We start from the raw sequence: 21,662 nt of genomic DNA, 5'->3' as shown, positions 1-21,662 counted from the left end.
GGTTTAGGATTAGGTTTAGGATTGGGTTTAGGATCAGGCTTAGGATCGGGTTTTGGAGTGAATGCCCATCTGCCCACAAAGCGGATGTTGTCATTTTCGATACTTATCTTTTCCTTATCGTATCCAACAAATGTCCAGCTTCCATCTGCTAAAGTGATTGCTTTTGTACTTGGTTGTTTGGCTACGATTACTTGACCACTAGAGTAGGTCTTGGTATCGTTTGGTAAGAGTTGACTAACTTCTTTTGGTAATTTCTTATTGCTATCTTGGCTGATAAATTGGTAGCTGACTTTGTAAGTTGGAGTTGGTTTACTACCTTTGTAGATGATTTTCTTCTTCATCGGGGTTTTGATGACTTCAGTAGTTGTTGGCTGTCCGACTGGTTGTCCCTTGAAAGTTTTCTGGGTGTAGGTGATAACCTTTTTGCCAGGGAATCCCTCTACGATACGTATCTTGCCAATTTCCAATTGAGGATCAACTCTTTCCTCACTACTGATTGGAATGGGGAGGGTTTCAGTCCAAGTTTTTTGACCATGGACTGGCTTTTTACCATGATAGACAATGCGAGGCTTCATGTCTTGAAGGACGGTCTCAGTGACAGTTGGTTGGCCAATCTTGACACCATCCTCAGTCTGCCAAGTACGGCTAATCTTCTTTTGCCCTTCTGTACCAGGCGTAATTCTGGTCTCTCCTTCCCAGAGGGTGGGATCGTCTTGATGGTTATCGGTGATGGGAATTGGAAGGAGCTCTTCTTCAGTAACTTGGCTCATTAAGGGCTGATAGATGGAGTTGCGAAAATCGTTTGTCTCCTGAAGATAGGACTGGAAAATGTGTAATTTTAGATTGTCCACAGCACTGACACCTTCAGCAAGAGGGCGTTGGTTTTTTTGATTGATCTTCATCTTTGCCAAATCTTCCTCTACTGCCTGAATCATCGCTTGCTCTATCTCGTTAAAGTTAGCAAATCCTGTGATTGGCTTGAGGCGATTAGCTTGGTCGATTCTTCGCTGGAACATGCCTTGCTTGAAAGAGACGAGGTTACCGTTGAATTCTCCTGCTAGGATGGCTGTTAAGGCTGCTTGATCCGTACCCCCGTATTGGTTGGAGAGGTAGGCTACCATACCGTTTTTATAACCATACTCCCCTAGCAAATCATAAGCATTTCTTCGGAAACTAATATCCCCCACAGAGCCAGCATTGTTTTGTAGGGCAGCATAGATGGGTTGAAAAAGAGGGATTGTATAATACCCATTCGGTTCAACTGTACCAGTTGCTTTGATGCCTTGGAAGGTGAAGCGACTGGAAATCATACCTTGTGCGATGAGGTCATGGACGGTATGAAGTGTCTCAGCTTGCTCTGGACTTATGACTTGGATAGAATCCTTGACCTGATTGCTAGCGCGTCTAGGATTATTATCTGGAATCAAGGACATTTGATAGTAGAGTAAGGCCTTATCACTGGCAGGTTTAGTCAAGCTAGCTTTAGCTTCTGCATAATCTAAAGTGTAGATAACATCTAAGACGCCTTGCATGTAAGTTTGCAGGTCTGCTTCTGTTTCAAAGCGACTAGGAGAAGCATTCTGGACACGAGAGTCACCTAGTTCGTAGGCGAAGTTAAGGTTGAATATAGGTTTGTAGCTGCTAGCACCGATACTAACATCTTGGCTCTCAAACAAACCTCTGGCAAAGACTTCAGGTCCTTGACCGGTCCGCGTTCCCAGCCCATTGAACCAGACAGTTTTATCCAATAGATGGGTTACTTCATGAGTAAAGGTTTCTTGGCCTTCTTGGGTCAAGGCCTTATGTATAAAATAGGAAAAGCTTTGACTACTGGTTGAGGCTTCAGCCGCTACTTGAAAGTAGCTACGATAAAAATTGAGTGGAGTTATAAATTCTCGAACCCCTCTTAAGGCTTTCTCCCCTGTTGAGGGTGACCAGAGAGTCCGCGCACTTTGACCAGGCTGCCCAAGGGCTTGCAGGCTATCAATGACAATGATGGAGCTAGCTAGCAACTCATCTTTTTTATCTGTTATACGATACCAAGTATCAAAGAACTGTTCTTGCTGTTGGGCGATTTTTTGGAGCTGGGTCTGAAATTTCTCGCCACTTCCAACTTGTGCAGCGTCCATATATGTCCCCACTGCTCCGTAGGTGACAGAGGACATGGTGCTGATAGCATAGACACTATCGGGGCTGACCGTTAAAAGTGCAATTAATTGTCGAGCTAGGCGGGGATTGTACCGCATTTTTTCATATATTCTAGTGTCAGCCCGTAAACTATTTGTTTCCAAAATAACGGCATGGCTCGTTTGTGTAAACCAATTGGCGGGCTCTAGTTGAGGAACGAACATAGCCACCATTCGATCCAGCCAGTTCTGCAATCCTGTGTCAGATGTATAGGGAGCCAATTTTTTACTAAAAGTCTGATTGGCATTACCTAGTTCAAGATCGATATAAGACACTTGTCCCAGTTGGATCAACCGCTCAATAGCTGAGGAATTTACTCCGCCAATAAACTCTGGGTGAAGGAGTAACAGATGTTTAGCACTGATTCCATTAAACTGGAAGGAATATTGTCTCTCCAGATAGGTTAAACCTAGTAAAATTTGTAATTTATGCTGCTCGATTCGTTGGATATCAACTTGTTCCGAACGTTCGAAGACAGCCGTTAAGAGGGAATCAAGGTTATGTTGGACGTTAGTAAAAGCCTCGCGCATGTCCAACTTATCCAGATAATAGCGCCGTAAGCTAGTAGTGATTTCTTCTGGACTTGGTTGTCGTCCCAGTTGTTTCCGTAGTTCAGTTGTGATAGCAAGTCGATCAAAGGACCGTTCTCGTGGTTGAAGGAAGGTATAGGCATCATCATAGCTCACCTGTGCGAAACTACCAAGAACTTGTTGGACTTGTTGCGCTGCTTGTTTATTTTTAGGAATATAGCGATTTTGCTCAGTAGGGCTTGTAATGGTGACTTGTCCATCTTCCCCTAAAAGAGCAATCTGTGCATTGGATTGTTGGCTAGTATTGAGTTGAATATCTCCCTTAGCATCCAGTGGCAGTATAGCGACATATCCCGAATCTATTCGGCTCGTTTCGGAATGCTGTAAACCACTTTCTTGTACTGCCTGGACTTTGGAATCGTGGTTCTCAGCTTGAGTAGAACTTTCCTCAAGAGAGGTTTCTTGGCTACTTTCCTCAACAGTGGCTTGATTGGTGTCTGTATTGTCCTCTTGGGATGGGGTAGTTTCAAGAGATAAGTGTTCACTATCCTCCTCCATTGCCAAGACCAAGTGTGAACCGCTAGTTAAAATGGGGGGCAGACAAAATAAAATCAGAACAAAGAGAGTGAGAAATCGTGAAAAGTAGGCGCGCTGTGGCATGAAGAGACGGTCCTTTCGTCAAAAAATTAGATAATTTGATTGTAGCATAGAAACCTAGCTGATTCTAGAAAAAATACTCAAATGTACTTATTATTTTTTTACTTTTAACAAACAATGTGGTCAGAACAATGTTTATTAAATAGTCTTCTTGATGATGAAAATAGTTTCTCTGCTGCGAATTAGTGTATAATAAGAGTAATCTAGTTCTGAAGGAGAAAATATGAAAATACGTGGTTTTGAGCTGGTTAGCCAGTTTACAGATGAAAATTTATTGCCAAGGCGTGAAACAGCTCATGCGGCGGGCTATGATTTGAAGGTAGCAGTGGAGACAAAGATTGAACCCGGGGAGATTGTCCTTGTTCCGACAGGGGTTAAAGCTTATATGCAAGCGGGAGAAGTTCTCTACCTCTTTGATCGCTCCTCCAATCCCCGTAAAAAGGGCTTAGTGCTTATCAACTCAGTTGGGGTGATTGACGGAGATTATTATGGTAATCCAGATAATGAGGGCCATATCTTTGCCCAGATGAAAAATATCACAGATGAGCCAGTTGTCCTAGAAGTGGGTGAGCGCGTTGTCCAAGGTGTCTTTATGCCTTTCTTGGTGGTTGATGGCGACGATGCAGATGGTGTAAGAACTGGTGGATTTGGATCGACAGGAGATTAGGATATGCGGCTATTCAGTGCTTATCTGCAAGTTTCCTTGCTATGAAACGACTGATTACTGCGAGCTATTTGAAGTAGAATGATAAGGAGAAATACCATAGCTAAGAAAAAAACAACCTTTGTCTGCCAAAATTGTGAATACCATTCGCCCAAGTATCTGGGACGTTGTCCCAACTGTGGCACCTGGTCCTCTTTTGTAGAAGAGATGGAGGTGGCAGAAGTCAAAAATGAACGGATTTCCTTGACAGGCGAGAAAAGCCGTCCTATGAAAATCAATGAAGTATCCTCTATCCAAGTGACCAGAACCAAGACCAATATGGAAGAATTCAACCGCGTCCTTGGTGGAGGTGTTGTACCAGGTAGTCTGGTATTGATTGGTGGAGATCCGGGAATTGGTAAGTCTACCCTACTCTTACAGGTTTCTACCCAGCTCTCTACTATCGGTACAGTCTTATACGTATCAGGAGAAGAGTCTGCTCAGCAAATCAAGTTGCGAGCGGAGCGTTTGGGCCATATTGATAGCGAGTTTTACCTTTATGCAGAAACCAATATGCAGTCTATCCGATCAGAAATTGAGAAGATTCAGCCTGATTTCCTCATTATCGACTCCATCCAGACCATCATGAGCCCGGATATTTCCAGTGTTCAAGGCTCTGTCAGCCAAGTTCGCGAAGTGACTCATGAGCTCATGCAATTGGCTAAGACCAATAATATTGCTACTTTCATCGTGGGACACATGACTAAGGAAGGTACTCTTGCAGGCCCTCGGACTCTGGAACACATGGTGGATACTGTTCTTTATTTCGAGGGGGAGCGTCAGCATACGTTTCGTATCCTTCGTGCGGTCAAAAACCGTTTTGGTTCTACCAATGAAATCGGAATTTTTGAGATGCAGTCTCAGGGTCTGGTCGAAGTTCTCAACCCGAGTCAGGTTTTCTTAGAAGAGCGCTTGGATGGAGCAACAGGTTCGGCCATCGTTGTGACTATGGAGGGAACCCGACCTATTTTAGCAGAGGTACAAGCCTTAGTGACCCCGACTATGTTTGGCAATGCTAAGCGGACGACCACAGGGTTGGATTTCAATCGTGCTAGCCTCATTATGGCTGTTTTAGAAAAACGAGCTGGATTGCTCCTTCAAAATCAGGATGCCTATCTCAAGTCAGCTGGTGGTGTCCGTCTGGATGAGCCAGCTATTGATCTAGCAGTTGCAGTTGCGATTGCCTCCAGCTATAAGGACAAACCAACCAATGCTCAGGACTGTTTTGTCGGTGAAATCGGCCTGACTGGTGAAATCCGCCGGGTTAATCGTATCGAACAGCGCATCAACGAAGCAGCAAAACTGGGATTTACCAAGGTCTACGCCCCTAAAAATTCCTTACAGGGTATTCAAGTACCGAAAGGAATCCAAGTGGTGGGTGTCACAACACTGGCTGAAGTCCTGCAACAAGTCTTTGCCTAGGAGGTAGAAATATGAGTGTTGTCAAGATTAGGTCCCAGGAGCCAAGTGATGGACCTGCCCTCTTTCAACTCTATGCCCAGCAAGGTTGGGACAGTTTCAGTCAAGAACTGCTGGAACAACTTCTAACAGCTTCGCACTGGCTGATGTTGGAGCAAGAAGGAGAAATCATCGGTTCTGCCCGTTATCTGACCGATGGGCTCAGGACAGTTTATCTCTGTGAATTGCTGGTAAAGGCTGAATATTGGCGTCAGGGTTATGGCAGCCAACTAATGGCTGAACTCAGAAGACGCTATCCTGCCCTCCGTATTGATTTAATTTCAGGCGCAGATGCCTTCTATGATAGTTTAAAGATGACGCGCAGAGGAATGGGGTATCGTTCCAAGCCGGAGATTTAGCAGAGTCAGAATTTTGGTTTTATGTGACGGCCGAAAAAACCTGTAGTATCAACTCATTGCCTGATTTGAACCAAACCTTATTATGTTTTTCTCATGACAAAAGCATGGATTTTTGTTAGGATGGTAAACAAGATTGAGATACAAAGGAGCTGTTCATGTCTTATTTTGAAAAGTTTTTAACGACCAACCAAGCCTATGCGGCCTTGCATGGAACGGCTCATTTACCTCTGAAGCCAAAAACTCAGGTAGCCATCGTAACCTGTATGGACTCTAGGCTCCATGTAGCACCAGCCTTGGGTCTCGCCTTAGGGGATGCCCATATCTTGCGCAATGCAGGTGGCCGAGTGACAGAGGATATGATTCGCTCCTTAGTTATTTCCCAGCAGCAAATGGGAACAAGGGAAATTGTCGTTTTGCACCACACTGACTGTGGAGCTCAGACTTTTACCAATGAAGCCTTTGCAGACCATATCCAGCAGGTACTGGGGGTTGATGTAGCTGGTCAGGATTTCTTGCCTTTTACGGATGTGGAAGAGAGTGTCAGAGCAGATATGGCTATTCTCCGCCAATCGGATTTGATTCCGGATGATGTCATTATCAGTGGTGCAGTTTATGATGTGGACACAGGTTTGATGACAGAAGTTAGATAAGTAGTAGATGAGTGTTAGTTGCATTCATCTATTTTTTATTCAAACTTTTTATAAATCCTTGACAAGAAATAGCAAAAGGAGTATACTTGTACTAGTAATATAACACAAAGGAGAAAACTTATGTCAGATAATCGCATGAAATATACTATTGATAGCAATATGCAGTTTCCACTTGTGGAGATTGCTCTTGAGTCTGGGGAAACAGCCTATATCCAACAGGGAAGCATGGTCTACCATACACCAAGTGTTACGTTGAATACCAAGCTGAATGCACGAGGGGGTTCTGGAATCGGCAAACTCATGGGAGCTATCGGTCGCTCTATGGTTTCTGGGGAGTCCATGTTTATTACCCAAGCAGTATCCAATGCTAATGATGGGAAGTTGGCCCTAGCTCCAACAGCACCTGGTCAGGTGATTGCCTTGGAGTTGGGGGCGAAGCAATACCGCCTCAACGACGGTGCCTTCCTAGCTCTAGACGGTTCCGCTCAGTACAGTATGGAGCGCCAATCTATTGGTCGTGCCTTCTTTGGTGGACAGGGTGGACTATTTGTCATGACTACTGAAGGCGAAGGAACTCTCCTAGTTAACAGCTTTGGTTCTATTAAAAAATTAGAGCTTCACAATGACACGATTACCATCGACAATGCTCATGTGGTAGCATGGAGTCGTGAATTGAACTACGATATCCACCTAGAAAATGGCTTCCTACAATCTATCGGTACAGGAGAAGGTGTCGTCAATACTTTCCATGGTACAGGGGAAATCTATGTGCAAAGCCTTAACATTGAAACCTTTGCTCGCGTCATTGGAAGCCATATCGTGACGAGCTCAGGAGATGGAAGTGGTGGATCAATTCTTGGCAATCTCTTTTAAAGAGAGAGTAAATCTAGGCCCAAGCTTGATTTGCCCGGCCATCTTTGTTAAGGAAATACAATCTTGTATGACACTTGCGAGCATTGGCTTTTAGTAAAAAGGACTTGATGAATAGTTAGATGAGCCGTTGACTGCCATCCTACCATCCCAGTCCAAGACTCTACTTAGATGGTTAGAGTTAGATTGGTAGCATTTTCCTTGCTACTAGCTTAAACCAACTAGATCAATTGATTAGAAGAGCTCAGGTAACCTGGGTTCTTTCTTTGACCACTTACGGCCTAAATATGACCACTTGCTGAAAATGCCTTGTAAGTTTTTCAGGGCTTGGTATAATAGGATTAGAAAATATGCTATAAATTGCATCAGTCAAACATGGATCAGGCGCTACGCAAAGAAGATGATTCTTGCATTGTTTTTCACGCCTTTGTATCTTGTTGAAAGGAGGGTGCCATGAAGATTAGGATTGAATTGGATGATAGTTTGAATGATATTGAAGTGGTTATTCGTGCTAGTCATTTGTCGGAAGAGTTAGAACAGATTCAGCAAGCTCTCAGTCAGGTCAGTCGTCCACAACTTATTTTTTATAAGGGAAGTAGTGAATATTTCCTAGATTTGGCGGACATCCTCTTTTTTGAAACGGATGGTACCAGAATTTTTGGTCACACTCGCGATAATGCTTACGAAGTTAAGTTCAAACTCTATGAATTGGAGAACAGCCTACCGAAAACTTTTTGTAGGATTTCCAAATCTAGTATTGTCAACACACGGTCGATCTATTCGTTGGATAAATCCTTCTCAGGTACTAGCACCATCCGCTTTTACGATACCGTTAAGCAAATTCATGTATCGCGCCATTACTATCAATTGCTGAAAGAAAAGCTTAGAGAAACGAGGTAAATATAATGAAAAAATCACTTTTGGGAGCAGGTCTCATCCTGCTGGCAGCTTATATTTTGTTCAAGGATACACTCTTACTACCTGATTTTGGAATTTCTCTTTGGACTCTCCTTTTTGTCCTTGGTTTTGGTTTTTGTTCTCTCCAAAATCTTTTTCGTCGCAATTATACTAGTGCGTACGTCTGCGGAGTTATCGCTCTTATTATCTTAGAACGTCATTACAACTGGCTCAATGTAGGAACTAGCACTCTAGTACTTGCGGCAGTGTTGGTGGGAGTTGGTTTGAGCATGATTTTCAAACCCATTTTGTATCGCTTTGGCGTTCCATTCTCTAATCATGACGAAGACATTTGGGATGATGATTTTATACGTCATAAGGGAAATGATACTATTTTTGGCAATACGACACGTTATATCAATGATGAAAATCTAACTAGAGTAACAGGCGACTTAGTTTTCTCAGGAACCTCTATCTACTTTGCAAATGCAACTATCCTCGGTGATAAGGCCATCTACTCTGGCGATGCTGTCTTTTCCAATATCAAACTCTACGTGCCAAAAGACTGGTATGTTGAATTCGCAGGAGATAAGGTGTTCAGTTCTATCAAAACTCATCCTATCCATCACCCAAGTGGTAAGACCTTGGTCATTACAGGCGACTATGTTTTTAGTCACTTAGAAGTTTTTTATATTTAAGATTGGGGCGGATAACCGCCCTAAAATGAGCGTAAAAATATCTGAATTTTCTGTAAATGAGAGGTAAAGATGAAAAAACTATTACAAAACAAACTCTTTATGCTCAGTTTTATCAGTGATATGCTGTCCAATTTTGGAGATATTTTGTATTACTTAGCTCTGATAGCCTATGTGTTGCAACTACCAGATGCCAAGTTAGCTGTCTCTCTAGTCAGTGTATCAGAGACTTTACCTATTTTAACTAGTTTTGCGATGGGTTATTTTGCGGATCGTACAGCTGACAAGGTCCAAACGATAATCCAGACCCTAATCTTTCGTGTGCTTCTTTATATCCTAGTCGGCTTTATCATGGGCTTTGAGCCGGGACTTTGGGTAGTTTTGGTAGCCAGTTTCATCAACTTTCTATCAGATATTGCTGGTCAGTATGAGAATGGTCTCTTCACGCCCCTTCATTTGCGTATCGTAACCAATGAAGAGCGCTCAGATAGTTTGGCTTTTCGACAGGCTGTAGGTTCTATTCTCTATATCGGTTTTCAGTCCATCGGTGCTTTTCTTGTCACCGTTATGAGCTATCAGGCTTTAGCTTTTTTTAACGCAGCTACCTTTGCACTTTCTGCCCTCATTATTTTCCTTATCAGATCCAAGCTACAACAACTCTTTGTCGAACGACCTCTCCAACTAGACAAAAAGCCGACAAGCCTTAGTCTCTTAAAGGACATGTGGGCTAGCATGCAGCAGTCTATCAAGGAGTGTATAAAGATACCGGAAATTCGCAAGTCCCTAGTGATTGTACCCGTACTCAATGGCATTTTTAGCACTATTTCGATTTTGATAACGGTAACAATCAGTCAGGACAAAGGGTTTGTCATCCTCAACCCAGTCACTACGATTGCCCTTCTCATCACTTGTCAATTAATCGGGGGCATCATCGGTAGCATTTTGGCCATGAACTTGCTTAAAGGGATAGATATTCTAGCGGCTATTCGATTGACTGCTATCTTTGTTCCTATCTTCTTTTTCTTTCTTTCCATTCATAATATTTATGGTGTATTTTGCCTTATTTTTCTCACCATGATTCTAGCAGGAGCTATCAATCCCAAACTCAATGCTTTGATTATGAACAGCTTGCCTGAAAAAAAACTAGCCATGATTGAGGGGGGAATTTCCAGCTACTTCCAGTTGGGGACTCTTCTACTGCGTCTCTTAGTTTCAGGGCTGATTCTCTTTCTTTCAGCAGAGATTATCAGTCTGATTTTTTTGGCACTAGGGCTCTGTTTGATTTGTTATGTCTTTGGTGGGAGAAAATAGTCGGTTAGTTGATTCTTTAATGAAAAAACTTATCTAGTTCATTAAACCATGGTATACTAAGTAGAGAAAAGGAGAAAAAATGAAAAAAGTAATGTTCGGTTTGGGTTTGATTCTGGCGGCGGTATTTTTATTGTTTAAGGACTCTATCGCACTGCCGATGGTAGATATACCTCTATGGATTTTAATCTGTAGTGCAGTTTTTATCTTCGGAGCTATTTCCAGTTTATCTGAAAAAAATTACCAAGGAGCAATTGGGAGTCTAGCGATTTTGTTTATCATCCTCAATTCTTACTATGAGTGGATTGGCATTGCGACTGGTAGTTGGATTGTGGCCTTTATTCTAGGCGCTATCGGCTTACAACTACTTTTTCAAAAGGATAAAAAAGACTAGAATAGTGTATGCGAGCTAGACCCTTTGCTGAAAAAGTATGGTCAGCTTTCTTTTTTTACATTTAGTGCTATAATAGAAACAATGCAACTTTTATATAACGGAGTAAGTTATGACTAAACCTATTCGTGTGCGTTATGCACCAAGTCCAACTGGACTACTACACATCGGAAATGCGCGGACTGCGCTCTTTAATTATCTCTATGCTCGTCATCATGGGGGCACTTTCATCATCCGTATCGAAGATACGGATCGCAAGCGCCATGTCGAAGACGGTGAGCGTTCACAGTTAGAAAATCTGCGCTGGTTGGGAATAGACTGGGATGAAAGCCCAGAAACTCACGAAAATTACCGGCAATCTGAGCGCTTGGAGCTCTATCAAAAATATATTGATGAACTTTTAGCATCTGGTAAGGCCTATAAGTCTTATGTGACTGAGGAGGAATTAGCAGCGGAGCGCGAGCGTCAGGAAGCAGCAGGTGAAACACCACGCTATGTCAATGAGTTTCTAGGGATGACGGCTGAAGAAAAAGCTGCCTATATTGCAGAGCGGGAGGCGGCAGGTATCGTTCCAACGGTCCGTCTAGCTGTCAACGAAGCAGGTATTTACAAGTGGACCGATATGGTTAAAGGTGATATCGAGTTTGAAGGTGGCAATATTGGTGGAGACTGGGTCATCCAGAAAAAAGATGGCTATCCCACGTACAATTTTGCGGTTGTGATTGATGACCATGATATGCAAATTTCTCATGTCATTCGTGGAGACGACCACATTGCCAATACACCTAAACAGCTCATGGTCTATGAAGCTCTGGGGTGGGAAGCTCCAGAATTTGGCCATATGACCTTGATCATCAACTCTGAGACTGGTAAAAAATTGTCCAAGAGAGATACCAATACCCTACAATTTATTGAAGACTATCGTAAAAAAGGCTACATGCCAGAAGCAGTCTTTAACTTTATTGCTCTCCTTGGCTGGAACCCTGGCGGTGAAGAAGAAATTTTCTCCCGCGATGAACTAATCCAACTTTTTGATGAAAACCGCTTGAGCAAGTCGCCAGCAGCTTTTGACCAGAAGAAGCTGGACTGGATGAGCAACGACTATCTGAAGAATGCTCATTTTGAAACGGTCTTTGCCCTCTGCAAACCCTTTTTGGAAGAAGCGGGTCGTTTGACCGAAAAGGCAGAGAAGCTGGTGGAACTCTATCAGCCTCAGCTGAAGTCGGCAGATGAAATTGTACCATTGACGGACCTCTTTTTTGCGGATTTCCCTAGCTTAACTGATGCTGAAAAGGAAGTGATGGCGGGGGAAACTGTGCCAACGGTCCTTGAAGCTTTCAAAGCTAAATTGGAAGCCTTGTCGGATGCTGATTTTGTGACAGAAAATATCTTCCCACAAATCAAGGCGGTCCAAAAAGAAACAGGTATCAAGGGAAAAAATCTTTTCATGCCAATCCGTATCGCAGTCTCAGGAGAAATGCATGGTCCAGAATTACCAGATACTATCTATCTCCTCGGACGTGAAAAATCACTTCAACACATTGAGAACATGCTAGAAAAGATTAAATAATATACAGAAACAGCCCAAATAAGGGCTGCTTTTTATTGTTTTTCTTAATAAACAAGGTCTGTTTTTACATAAAAATTCAAAGAAGGCAATAAAAATCTTGACACGTGTATATTTATACACTATAATACTCCTTATATAGCAAAATAAGGATATAGATTTATAGGAAGAGGGTTTTATTATGACAAAAGAAAAATTAATTTTGGCCTATTCTGGCGGTCTTGACACCTCTGTTGCCATTGCTTGGCTCAAAAAAAACTATGATGTAATTGCAGTCTGTTTGGATGTTGGAGAAGGAAAAGACCTTGATTTTATTCATGATAAGGCCCTGTCTATTGGTGCTATTGAATCACATGTCTTGGATGTTAAGGATGAGTTTGCAGAGGAATATGTTCTTCTTGCTCTTCAAGGACATGCTTACTATGAGCAAAAATATCCTTTGGTATCTGCTTTGAGCCGTCCCTTGATTTCCAAAAAATTGGTAGAGATGGCCCATAAGACAGGTGCAACAGCCATTGCTCACGGCTGTACCGGTAAGGGAAATGATCAGGTTCGCTTCGAGGTAGCTATCTCGGCCTTGGACCCTTCTTTGAAGGTGATAGCACCAGTCCGTGAGTGGAAGTGGGCGCGTGAGGAGGAAATCAAGTTTGCTATCGAACATGGTGTGCCAGTTCCAGCTAATCTAGATAGCCCCTACTCAGTGGATCAAAATCTCTGGGGTCGCGCTAATGAATGTGGTGTATTGGAAAATCCTTGGAATGAAGCACCAGAGGATGCTTTTGGCATCACCGTTGCAGTAGAAGATGCTCCAGATACACCTGAGTATGTAGAGATTGAGTTCAAAGAAGGCAAGCCAATAGCCATCAATGGCCAAGAAATGAAGCTGGCAGCCCTGATTCAGAAGCTCAATGCCATAGCAGGAGCTCACGGAGTAGGGCGGATTGACCACGTTGAAAACCGTTTGGTTGGCATCAAATCGCGTGAAATCTATGAATGTCCAGGTGCAGTGACTCTCTTGGTAGCCCACAAAGAGATTGAAGATTTGACCTTGGTACGTGAAGTTTCACATTTCAAGCCAATCATTGAAAATGAATTGTCAAATCTAATATACAATGCCCTTTGGTTTAGTCCAGCGACTAAGGCAATCATGGCCTACATCAAAGAAACCCAAAAAGTAGTCAATGGTACTGCCAAGGTTAAACTCTATAAGGGCTCAGCAAGAGTTGTCGCGCGGAAATCACCAAATTCTCTCTATGATGAAAACTTGGCTACTTACACCGCCGCAGACAGTTTTGATCAAGATGCGGCCGTCGGATTTATCAAGCTTTGGGGGTTACCAACACAAGTGAATAGTCAGGTCAACAATAAATAATGTCTTTGACGGGGCTCTAGCTGACCTGAAACCACCATCAGTAGTATTTCTGGTTTGCTGTCTACTTTCAGGAAAATAGCCAATCTGACAATACTAAAATCTGCAGTTCAAAAAAGAGATAGACATGGGGGAAGTCATTGTAGGATACTTCAAGCGATGCATTTTTCGGATAAAAATCCAGATTCTCGTAGCCAACAAACTGTATCTGAATAAATAATTGTGAAGGTGTCCAAAGAGGCGTGCAAGCTTAAATGTAGTTTCTCTGTGTGGAAATTTTGAGAAATAATGCCCAGTGAGGCCAATAGGAGACTGGACTTCACGTCTAGCCTCTTTTTGTCATTTAAAAGAAAAAATGTTAGAAAGAGAAGTTATGACAAAAGTAAATCAAAAACTATGGGGTGGTCGCTTTGAGGCGGGATTGGAGAAATGGGTAGAGGAATTTGGAGCCTCTATCTCCTTTGACCAAAAGATGGCAGAATTTGACATCAAGGGTTCCATTGCCCACGTGACTATGTTGGGACAAACTGGCATCATCAGTCAGGAAGAAGCAACTCAAATTAAGGTTGGCCTAGAAGAATTGCTGACTGAGTACCAGGCAGGGGACTTGGAGTTTGATGTGTCCAACGAGGACATTCATATGAATGTAGAAAGTCTTCTAACGGCAAAAATTGGTTCAGTTGCCGGTAAGCTCCACACAGCACGTTCGCGGAATGATCAGGTGGCAACTGACATGCATCTCTACCTCAAAGCGAAATTGATAGAAGTGATAGAGAAATTACATCATCTCCGCTCTACTCTGGTAGATTTAGCAGAAGAACATATAGAGACCATCATGCCAGGTTACACCCATCTACAACATGCTCAGCCAATCTCTTTTGGACATCACCTCATGGCATACTACAATATGTTTACCCGAGATAGTGAGCGTTTTTCCTTTAACATAGAGCATACGGACATATCGCCTCTTGGAGCGGCTGCTTTAGCTGGGACGACTTTCCCTATTGACCGGGACCTCACGGCAGAACTGATGGGATTTGCCAAACCCTACAGCAACTCACTAGATGCAGTGTCAGATCGGGATTTTATCCTTGAGTTTTTAGCTAACAGTTCTATCCTTATGATGCATATGAGTCGGATTTGTGAGGAAATCATCAATTGGTGCTCCAATGAGTTCCAATTTGTCAGCTTATCAGATACTTTTTCTACGGGTTCCTCTATCATGCCTCAGAAAAAAAATCCGGATATGGCCGAGCTCATCCGTGGTAAAGCTGGTCGAGTTTATGGCAATCTTTTTGGACTTTTGACGGTCATGAAATCTCTTCCTCTAGCTTACAACAAGGACCTTCAAGAAGACAAGGAAGGTATGTTTGACACAGCAGAGACTATCACGGTAGCCATAGACATCCTAGCCGGTATGCTCAAAACCATGACTGTCAATAAGGAGCATATGGCGGCTTCTACAGAGAAGGATTTTTCCAATGCAACTGAGTTAGCAGACTACCTAGCCAACAAGGGGATACCTTTCCGTGAGGCCCATGAAATTGTTGGTAAAATGGTATTGGAATGTACCAAGGCTGGTTGCTTCCTTCAGGATGTCCCTTTAGCGCGATACCAGGAGGTTTCAGACTTGATTGAGGAAGACATTTATCTTACCCTCCAATCCAAGACAGCAGTGGAACGTCGCAATTCTCTTGGCGGAACGGGATTTTCCCAGGTTCTCTGGCAAATTAAAGAGGCTAAAAAAGACTTATGACTCCTTACAATATAGAAGTAAAGCTGGTAAACTGAGAGTTTATTGGCTTTTTTGAAAATTATGGTATAATAATAGTAATTTTGAAAGATGGAGTAACATTTTGAAAAAAAGCTATCGCGTCAAGCGTGAGCAGGATTTTAGCCAAATTTTTTCACAGGGTAAAAACGTAGCCAATCGCAAGTTTGTAGTCTATCATTTGCCCAAGGAACAGGAGCACTTTCGAGTAGGCCTGTCTGTCAGTAAAAAGCTGGGAAATGCTGTGACACGCAACGCTATCAAACGGAAAATTCGACATGTTTTGATAGAATGCCGATCCCAACTTGTACCAGATGACTTTGTCATCATTGCTAGAAAAGGTGTGGAAGAGCTGACCTACCGTGAAATAAAGCAAAACCTACTCCATGTTTTAAAGTTAGCCAAACTATACCAGGAAGGTGTACCTCTTGAAAAAGAAACTTAAATGGGCAGTACTCCTGTCCCTCTCTCTCGTCTTTCTCTCTGCCTGTGGAACTAGTCCGGTTACTAGCGAATCAACAGGACAGTGGGAACAGCTGATTTATTGGTTCGGTAGAATCATTCAATTTTTGTCCATAAACGGTCAAATTGGCGTAGGGATCATCCTCTTTACCATTTTGATTCGAGCTCTCCTACTCCCTCTTTTCCAGATGCAGATGAAGTCAACGCGTAAGATGCAAGAACTTCAACCACAGCTGAAAGAATTGCAGGAGCGCTACTCGGGGACGGATTTGGAAAGTCGCCAACTTTTAAATGATGCGACACGTCAGCTCTATAAGGACAATGACGTCAAAATGTCGGCTTCCTTTATTCCCATCTTTATCCAACTCCCGATTTTGATGGCCCTCTTTCAGGCCCTGACCCGTATTGACACCCTTAAGGTTGGTCAATTTCTCTGGCTCAATCTGGGAGAAAAGGACCCTTATTATATCCTTCCGATTCTAGCGGCCCTCTTTACCTATCTAAGCATGTGGCTGACCAATAAAGCGGCTCTGGAAAAAAACATGGCCACGACTGTTATGTCCTACCTCATGCCCCTCATGATTTTCTGGTTTGCAGTTAATGCAGCCAGCGGGGTTGCTCTTTACTGGGTCGTATCCAATGCTTTTCAGGTTTTCCAAACCTTGTTGTTAAACAATCCCTTTAAAATTGTAGCGGAGCGTCAGGCTAAAATCGAAGCTGAGAAAGAACGTCAAGCCAAGATTCGCCGCGCCCAGAAAAAAGCTCGTAAGAGAAAATAGGAGAAATCGTTATGAAATTTACAGGAAAAACAGTTGAAGAAGCTATTCAGAATGGTTTGAATGAATTGAATATCCCCCGTAAAAAAGCTCATATCACCGTTTTAGCACGTGAAAAGAAGGGCTTCCTCGGTTTTGGAAAAAAACCAGCTCAAGTAGAGATTGATGTTATCAATGAGACGACCGTGGTGAAGGCCAATCAAAAGGCTGTCCGTGGAGTACCTAGTGAAATCAATGAACTCAACGAGCCTGTGAAGAGTGTCTCAGAAGCAACAATTGACCTCGGCCGTGTGGTATCAGCTGTTAAGGAATTTGAAAAATCTGGGCAAGTTCTGGATGAAAGTATCAAGGCTAAAATTTTAAAAAATGACCAAGAAGCTAAAACTATATTGGAAGAAACAGGTCGTATTGAAATCCTCAAAGATGAAGATGTCAAACCAAGCAGTGAGACTTTTTCTGACCTAGACATCAAGGTGGAACCAAGTTATGATATCAACCAAGTTGTAGTAGCAGTCTCTGACTATGTACAGGAAATTTTGGATGATATGGATGTGGAAGCACGCATCGAAACGTCCCACAACCGTCGTACCATCAATATCCAAGTAGATACTAATGAGCCAGGTCGTGTCATTGGCTATCACGGTAAGGTCTTGAAAGCCTTGCAGCTCCTAGCTCAAAACTTCCTATATAATAGCTATGAGCGTAATTTTTATATCACTATCAATGTCAATGATTACGTAGAGCATCGTGCAGAAGTGCTCCAAGGCTACGCCCAAAAATTGGCAGAACGTGTCTTAGAAGATCAAGAAGCCTACCATACAGACCCTATGTCTAGCAGTGAACGTAAGATTATCCACCGCATTATTTCCAAAATGCCAGGTCTCACCAGCTATTCAGAAGGCAGCGAGCCAAACCGTTATGTCGTTGTAGATATTGAAGGTAGCAACGACTAAGTTTAATCTATAACTAAAATGCAACTAGAACTCCCAGACCGTGCATATGACATCTAATGATTGATGTACAGTTCACAGGATGTTAGTTGCATTTTTTATCGCGCAGAAATGAAAGCACTGCTGATAGCCATTTAGAACTTATTTTTAGTCTCTGTTAACCGTTGATTGATTGCTATATTTCTCATATTGATCATCTTTCTAACCTGCCAAAAGTTAGATAAAATCAATGAAAAATTACAGGAGAAGAAAGATTTGCTTGACAAAGTCTGGTAGTTGTTATAGAATAGTTGGGTATGTTTAGTAACTGATCAAACTAGCCGGCTAAACGAATACGAAAATCTATGAGGAGGTATTCATTGTGAAACGTACTTTTCAACCAAGTAAAATCCGTCGCGCGCGTAAACACGGATTCCGTAACCGTATGTCCACTAAAAACGGCCGTCGCGTCTTAGCAGCTCGTCGTCGTAAGGGACGCAAAGTGCTTGCGGTAGCATAATCTAGAAAAAGTCAACGGAAACTCGAGTCTGTTGTCTTTTTTTGTTCTCTCAAACGAGAAGCGTATTTTGTGTTTTGTAAAGTAAAATGTTCTTTACAAATACTATATATTGTGTTATCATCCTATATCGGAGGTGATTGAGATAGTGATTATTTTGGCAGGGATGATTGGAGTCGGAAAGACTACCTATACCACTCGTTTAGCAGAAGCTTTGGGGACAGAAGCTTTCTTTGAGCCAGTTGATGATAACCCTATTTTAGATAAGTATTATGAAGATCCGGCCCGTTATGGCTTTGTTTTGCAGATTTATTTTTTAAATAAGCGTTTTAAGTCTATCAAAGAGGCCTATCTGGCAGAAAACAATATTTTAGATCGATCTATCTATGAGGATGCTCTTTTTACCTATATCAATACTATTCAGGGAAGTATCAGCAAAGAAGAATACGCCATCTATCTGGAACTCTTGGATAATATGATGGAAGAAATCGAAGCTCTCCCTAAGAAGGCACCTGATTTACTGATTTATCTGGATGGTAGCTTTGAAACCATCATGGAAAACATCCAAAAGCGTGGACGCAGTTATGAGCAAGTGGATGATAATCCTGAACTGTTAGCCTACTATAAACTGCTTCATCAGCATTATGGTCAGTGGTATGAAGACTATCACTACGGACCAAAGATGAAGATCTCTACAGATGATTTAGATATTTCCCAAGAGGCTGATTGGCAAAAAGCTTTCGGTTTGATTGAGCAGGAAATGAAGACTTTGGGTCTAAGATAAGAATAAGGGCATTCGTGCTCTTGTTTTTCATTGGACAACAAAGAAGAAAAAAATGTTACTCTGTCTTTACAAGTGTGTTACAGAATGGTTTTTGCTTGCGTAAATCCTGAAAAGTAGATAAACTATAATAAAGTGACAGAAGGAGGAACTTTTATGAAATTGAAAAAAATTGTTTTGAGTGTGTTTGCCCTACTTGGCGCAGTGGTGCTAGTGGCCTGCGGTACATCTGCTACAAAAAATACAGCCGATTTCCAACTACTGGTGCCGGGTCAAAGTGATATTCGAAATCACATTGAATATCAGGGTGATAAGATGACCTTACTAAAATCGACAACTACTGTTCTTTATTCCGCTTTGGGTGCTAATTCTGAAGAAGATGCCAAAAAGGTGATGGAAGAGCATGGTAGTGCTGATTGGGATGGTATCAAAGGTATCACCCATGAGGTGGTGTACAAGGACGATCGTTTCATTGAAACAACATCTGTTGATTTGAACAAGGTGGATTTTGATAAATTAGGTGAGTTGATACCACTGCAGACTTCTAATGGCGAACAGGCGAAATACCTTAGCTACAAGCTAACGAAAGATAATTTCATTACTCAAGGATTTAAAGAAATCAAAGACGGTAAGTTTGAAGAATTGGAATAAAAAAAGAGGCATCGAACAAGGTTCGGTGCTTTTTCGTATCGGAAGAGTTGGATGGAATGTGTTATAATAGGTAGGAAAAATAAGAAAGATTGAGAATCATGCTAGAAATCTTTGATACTCATACTCACCTCAATGTGGAAACCTTTGATGGGCGAGTGGAAGAAGAGTTGGCCTTGGCCAAGGAAATGGGTGTGATTACCCATAATGTGGTAGGGTTTGACCGTCCAACTATTGAAAAAGCTTTGGAATTGGCAGACCAACACCCTGAAATTTATGCCACTATCGGTTGGCACCCAACCGAGGCGGGTTCTTATAGTCAGGAAGTAGAGGACTGGTTAGTCAGTCAGCTCTCCCATCCCAAGGTCTTAGCTTTGGGTGAAATCGGCTTAGATTATTACTGGATGGAAGACCCCAAAGAAGTCCAAATAGAGGTTTTCCAGCGGCAAATTCAGCTCTCTAAGGACCATGATTTACCCTTTGTTGTCCATACTAGGGATGCCTTGAAGGATACCTATGCGGTCATCAAGGAAGCTGGGGTTGGACCTCGTGGTGGTATCATGCATTCTTTCTCTGGGACTTTAGCTGAGGCGCAGGCCTTTGTGGACTTAGGTATGATGATTTCTTTCTCTGGTGTGGTCACTTTTAAAAAATCAACAGACCTACAAGAAGCAGTCAAACATCTTCCTTTAGAAAACATCTTAGTGGAAACGGATGCTCCTTATCTAGCCCCTGTGCCCAAACGTGGCCGGGAAAACCGCACTGCCTACACCCGTTATGTAGTAGATATGCTAGCTGATTTACGCGGTCTCACCGTGGAGGAAATAGCCGTAGCGACGACACAGAATGCAAAGAGGTTATTTAGAGTTGACTGAAAAAATCAAAATACAAGAAGTACTTGTAGTTGAAGGGAAGGATGACACAGCCAATCTGCATCGATTTTACGAAGTGGATACCTACGAAACAAGAGGATCCGCCATCAATGAGGATGATCTAGAGCGTATCGCTAAGCTCAATGATTTGCGTGGGGTTATCGTATTTACCGATCCAGATTACAATGGTGAGCGTATCCGCAAGATCATCATGCAGGCTGTCCCCACTGCAAAACATGCCTTTTTAAAGCAGGAGGAAGCGACTCCCAAGTCCAAGAGCAGAGGGCGCTCCTTGGGCATTGAGCATGCTAGTTTTGAGGATTTGCAAAAAGCCCTGTCAAGCATCCTTGGCACCTACGACGACGAAAACAACTTCGACATCACTAAGTCCGACCTCATCCGCCTAGGCCTCCTCATGGGTAGCGACAGCCGCAAACGCCGCGAATATCTGGGAGAGCGCTTGCGCATCGGCTACTGCAATGGCAAGCAGTTGCTCAAACGCCTAGACTTGTTTGGGATTAGTTTGGCAGAAGTTGAGGAAGTGATGGGGGAGGATGAATAAGGCGGGAACTGTCAGTTGGTTTCTGCTTTTTTGAAAATTGCCAGCAGCGTCTATTTGTGCTACAATATAGAAAACTAGGAGGTGGACTAGATTGATAACTATAAACAAAGATGCTCAAGTAAATTTCAAAACTGATTCCAGACTCTTGGAGAAAGCCAAGGAAGTGTTTGCCATGAATCAGCTGGATTTGACTGCTGGCTTCAATCTCTTCTTACAAAACATTGCTGTAAAAAATGAACTGCCTCTTCTTACGGAAGAAGAATTGGAAAGGGAAGAGTTGTTTTTGCAGCTTCAGAAGGAAATCCAGGAAAACCAACAGGCGATTGAGGCAGGTCAAGGGATTAGCCTAGAAAGTGTCAAAGAGAAGTATGGAATTTGAGTCTTATTCAGTGATACTTGCTCCAGCAGTGGAGAAGGAATTGGCAGATATTTACGCCTATTTCTCGGAACAGTTCTCAGAAGAAATTGCCAAAAGACGAATTGGTATGATTGTCCAAGCTTTGGAGAGTTTGCAAATTTTTCCTGAACGTGGTTTTAACGCCGATAACCGTTTTGGTAAGCAGATAGACCCGCCTCATCTGACCCGAGGTTACGTTATTGGAAAAGATTACATTGCCCTTTATCGCGTGGTGAAAAATGAAGTTCGAGTCGGCCATCTTTTTGCAACCAAGAGTGATTATGTCAAGTTGTTGAAGTGAGGGGG

General features: G+C 42.6%; 23 protein-coding genes. 22 read left to right on the top strand and 1 reads right to left on the bottom strand.

Annotation, left to right across the window (positions count from 1 at the left end):
- The coding region (locus F602_RS0104160) for a ZmpA/ZmpB/ZmpC family metallo-endopeptidase (RefSeq protein WP_018166705.1) at nt 1–3,377 on the bottom strand (3,377 nt) is incomplete at its 3' end.
- Nucleotides 3,378–3,597: 220 nt separating this feature from the next.
- On the opposite strand from F602_RS0104160, the gene F602_RS0104155 reads away from it, so the two are divergent.
- From F602_RS0104155 to F602_RS0104055, 22 genes are all read left to right on the top strand, one after another.
- Nucleotides 3,598–4,041, top strand: coding sequence for a dUTP diphosphatase (locus F602_RS0104155; protein ID WP_018166704.1), 444 nt, complete (start codon nt 3,598–3,600; stop codon nt 4,039–4,041).
- 78 nt (nt 4,042–4,119) lie between these two features.
- On the top strand, nt 4,120–5,499 hold the full coding sequence (radA, locus tag F602_RS0104150; protein ID WP_026183297.1) for a DNA repair protein RadA: 1,380 nt from the start codon (nt 4,120–4,122) through the stop codon (nt 5,497–5,499).
- A gap of 11 nt (nt 5,500–5,510) precedes the next feature.
- Nucleotides 5,511–5,894 carry a GNAT family N-acetyltransferase gene (locus F602_RS0104145; RefSeq protein WP_018166702.1) on the top strand — a complete coding sequence of 128 codons (384 nt, stop codon included), beginning with the start codon at nt 5,511–5,513 and terminating at the stop codon, nt 5,892–5,894.
- A gap of 155 nt (nt 5,895–6,049) precedes the next feature.
- A complete protein-coding gene (locus tag F602_RS0104140; protein WP_018166701.1) occupies nt 6,050–6,544 on the top strand; it encodes a beta-class carbonic anhydrase in 495 nt (164 codons plus the stop codon).
- A gap of 120 nt (nt 6,545–6,664) precedes the next feature.
- Nucleotides 6,665–7,417: a TIGR00266 family protein gene (locus F602_RS0104135; RefSeq protein ID WP_018166700.1), complete on the top strand. Its 753-nt coding sequence runs from the start codon at nt 6,665–6,667 to the stop codon at nt 7,415–7,417.
- A gap of 450 nt (nt 7,418–7,867) precedes the next feature.
- Nucleotides 7,868–8,314, top strand: a complete 447-nt coding sequence (locus tag F602_RS0104130) for a LytTR family DNA-binding domain-containing protein (protein WP_018166699.1) — start codon at nt 7,868–7,870, stop codon at nt 8,312–8,314.
- A gap of 5 nt (nt 8,315–8,319) precedes the next feature.
- Nucleotides 8,320–9,009 carry a LiaF transmembrane domain-containing protein gene (locus F602_RS0104125; protein ID WP_018166698.1) on the top strand — a complete coding sequence of 230 codons (690 nt, stop codon included), beginning with the start codon at nt 8,320–8,322 and terminating at the stop codon, nt 9,007–9,009.
- 69 nt (nt 9,010–9,078) lie between these two features.
- Nucleotides 9,079–10,317 (top strand): MFS transporter, encoded by a 1,239-nt coding sequence (locus F602_RS0104120; protein WP_018166697.1) that lies wholly within the window; start codon nt 9,079–9,081, stop codon nt 10,315–10,317.
- Between the two features lie 79 nt (nt 10,318–10,396).
- A complete protein-coding gene (locus tag F602_RS0104115; RefSeq protein WP_018166696.1) occupies nt 10,397–10,708 on the top strand; it encodes a LiaF transmembrane domain-containing protein in 312 nt (103 codons plus the stop codon).
- 109 nt (nt 10,709–10,817) lie between these two features.
- A complete protein-coding gene (gene gltX / locus F602_RS0104110) occupies nt 10,818–12,275 on the top strand; it encodes a glutamate--tRNA ligase (RefSeq protein ID WP_018166695.1) in 1,458 nt (485 codons plus the stop codon).
- A gap of 178 nt (nt 12,276–12,453) precedes the next feature.
- A complete protein-coding gene (locus tag F602_RS0104105; RefSeq protein WP_018166694.1) occupies nt 12,454–13,644 on the top strand; it encodes an argininosuccinate synthase in 1,191 nt (396 codons plus the stop codon).
- A 370-nt stretch (nt 13,645–14,014) separates the two neighbouring features.
- Nucleotides 14,015–15,397 (top strand): argininosuccinate lyase, encoded by a 1,383-nt coding sequence (gene argH, locus F602_RS0104100; RefSeq protein WP_018166693.1) that lies wholly within the window; start codon nt 14,015–14,017, stop codon nt 15,395–15,397.
- A 100-nt stretch (nt 15,398–15,497) separates the two neighbouring features.
- Nucleotides 15,498–15,857, top strand: coding sequence for a ribonuclease P protein component (gene rnpA / locus F602_RS0104095; RefSeq protein ID WP_018166692.1), 360 nt, complete (start codon nt 15,498–15,500; stop codon nt 15,855–15,857).
- Nucleotides 15,841–16,653 (top strand): YidC/Oxa1 family membrane protein insertase, encoded by an 813-nt coding sequence (locus F602_RS0104090; RefSeq protein ID WP_018166691.1) that lies wholly within the window; start codon nt 15,841–15,843, stop codon nt 16,651–16,653. Before rnpA ends, F602_RS0104090 begins: the two co-directional genes overlap by 17 nt.
- Nucleotides 16,654–16,664: 11 nt before the next feature.
- Nucleotides 16,665–17,603 (top strand): RNA-binding cell elongation regulator Jag/EloR, encoded by a 939-nt coding sequence (gene jag, locus F602_RS0104085; protein ID WP_018166690.1) that lies wholly within the window; start codon nt 16,665–16,667, stop codon nt 17,601–17,603.
- 358 nt (nt 17,604–17,961) lie between these two features.
- Nucleotides 17,962–18,099, top strand: a complete 138-nt coding sequence (gene rpmH / locus F602_RS10720) for a 50S ribosomal protein L34 (protein WP_018368178.1) — start codon at nt 17,962–17,964, stop codon at nt 18,097–18,099.
- Between the two features lie 145 nt (nt 18,100–18,244).
- Complete coding sequence (locus F602_RS0104080) at nt 18,245–18,880, top strand: deoxynucleoside kinase (protein ID WP_026183296.1); 636 nt, start codon at nt 18,245–18,247, stop codon at nt 18,878–18,880.
- Nucleotides 18,881–19,033: 153 nt separating this feature from the next.
- Nucleotides 19,034–19,528: a DUF1307 domain-containing protein gene (locus F602_RS0104075; RefSeq protein WP_018166688.1), complete on the top strand. Its 495-nt coding sequence runs from the start codon at nt 19,034–19,036 to the stop codon at nt 19,526–19,528.
- 98 nt (nt 19,529–19,626) lie between these two features.
- Nucleotides 19,627–20,400 carry a TatD family hydrolase gene (locus tag F602_RS0104070; RefSeq protein WP_018166687.1) on the top strand — a complete coding sequence of 258 codons (774 nt, stop codon included), beginning with the start codon at nt 19,627–19,629 and terminating at the stop codon, nt 20,398–20,400.
- Nucleotides 20,393–20,959 carry a ribonuclease M5 gene (rnmV, locus tag F602_RS0104065; RefSeq protein ID WP_026183295.1) on the top strand — a complete coding sequence of 189 codons (567 nt, stop codon included), beginning with the start codon at nt 20,393–20,395 and terminating at the stop codon, nt 20,957–20,959. The genes F602_RS0104070 and rnmV overlap by 8 nt, the downstream gene beginning before the upstream one ends.
- 91 nt (nt 20,960–21,050) lie before the next feature.
- Nucleotides 21,051–21,338, top strand: a complete 288-nt coding sequence (relB, locus tag F602_RS0104060) for a type II toxin-antitoxin system RelB/ParD family antitoxin (RefSeq protein WP_018166685.1) — start codon at nt 21,051–21,053, stop codon at nt 21,336–21,338.
- Nucleotides 21,328–21,657, top strand: a complete 330-nt coding sequence (locus tag F602_RS0104055; protein WP_018166684.1) for a type II toxin-antitoxin system RelE/ParE family toxin — start codon at nt 21,328–21,330, stop codon at nt 21,655–21,657. The genes relB and F602_RS0104055 overlap by 11 nt, the downstream gene beginning before the upstream one ends.
- Nucleotides 21,658–21,662 lie beyond the last annotated feature (5 nt).

Source organism: Streptococcus minor DSM 17118 (genome assembly GCF_000377005.1).
Lineage (GTDB): Bacteria > Bacillota > Bacilli > Lactobacillales > Streptococcaceae > Streptococcus > Streptococcus minor.
Note: the sequence above shows the minus strand (reverse complement) of the source record. Positions and strands in the feature narration are given on the sequence as shown.

Excerpts from the sequence above, each read along its gene's own strand:
- F602_RS0104155 (WP_018166704.1), top strand. The coding sequence starts at position 3,598 with ATGAAAATACGTGGTTTTGAGCTGGTTAGCCAGTTTACAGATGAAAAT.
- radA (WP_026183297.1), top strand. The coding sequence starts at position 4,120 with ATGATAAGGAGAAATACCATAGCTAAGAAAAAAACAACCTTTGTCTGC.
- F602_RS0104145 (WP_018166702.1), top strand. The coding sequence starts at position 5,511 with ATGAGTGTTGTCAAGATTAGGTCCCAGGAGCCAAGTGATGGACCTGCC.
- F602_RS0104140 (WP_018166701.1), top strand. The coding sequence starts at position 6,050 with ATGTCTTATTTTGAAAAGTTTTTAACGACCAACCAAGCCTATGCGGCC.
- F602_RS0104135 (WP_018166700.1), top strand. The coding sequence starts at position 6,665 with ATGTCAGATAATCGCATGAAATATACTATTGATAGCAATATGCAGTTT.
- F602_RS0104130 (WP_018166699.1), top strand. The coding sequence starts at position 7,868 with ATGAAGATTAGGATTGAATTGGATGATAGTTTGAATGATATTGAAGTG.
- F602_RS0104125 (WP_018166698.1), top strand. The coding sequence starts at position 8,320 with ATGAAAAAATCACTTTTGGGAGCAGGTCTCATCCTGCTGGCAGCTTAT.
- F602_RS0104120 (WP_018166697.1), top strand. The coding sequence starts at position 9,079 with ATGAAAAAACTATTACAAAACAAACTCTTTATGCTCAGTTTTATCAGT.
- F602_RS0104115 (WP_018166696.1), top strand. The coding sequence starts at position 10,397 with ATGAAAAAAGTAATGTTCGGTTTGGGTTTGATTCTGGCGGCGGTATTT.
- gltX (WP_018166695.1), top strand. The coding sequence starts at position 10,818 with ATGACTAAACCTATTCGTGTGCGTTATGCACCAAGTCCAACTGGACTA.
- F602_RS0104105 (WP_018166694.1), top strand. The coding sequence starts at position 12,454 with ATGACAAAAGAAAAATTAATTTTGGCCTATTCTGGCGGTCTTGACACC.
- argH (WP_018166693.1), top strand. The coding sequence starts at position 14,015 with ATGACAAAAGTAAATCAAAAACTATGGGGTGGTCGCTTTGAGGCGGGA.
- jag (WP_018166690.1), top strand. The coding sequence starts at position 16,665 with ATGAAATTTACAGGAAAAACAGTTGAAGAAGCTATTCAGAATGGTTTG.
- F602_RS0104075 (WP_018166688.1), top strand. The coding sequence starts at position 19,034 with ATGAAATTGAAAAAAATTGTTTTGAGTGTGTTTGCCCTACTTGGCGCA.
- F602_RS0104070 (WP_018166687.1), top strand. The coding sequence starts at position 19,627 with ATGCTAGAAATCTTTGATACTCATACTCACCTCAATGTGGAAACCTTT.
- F602_RS0104055 (WP_018166684.1), top strand. The coding sequence starts at position 21,328 with ATGGAATTTGAGTCTTATTCAGTGATACTTGCTCCAGCAGTGGAGAAG.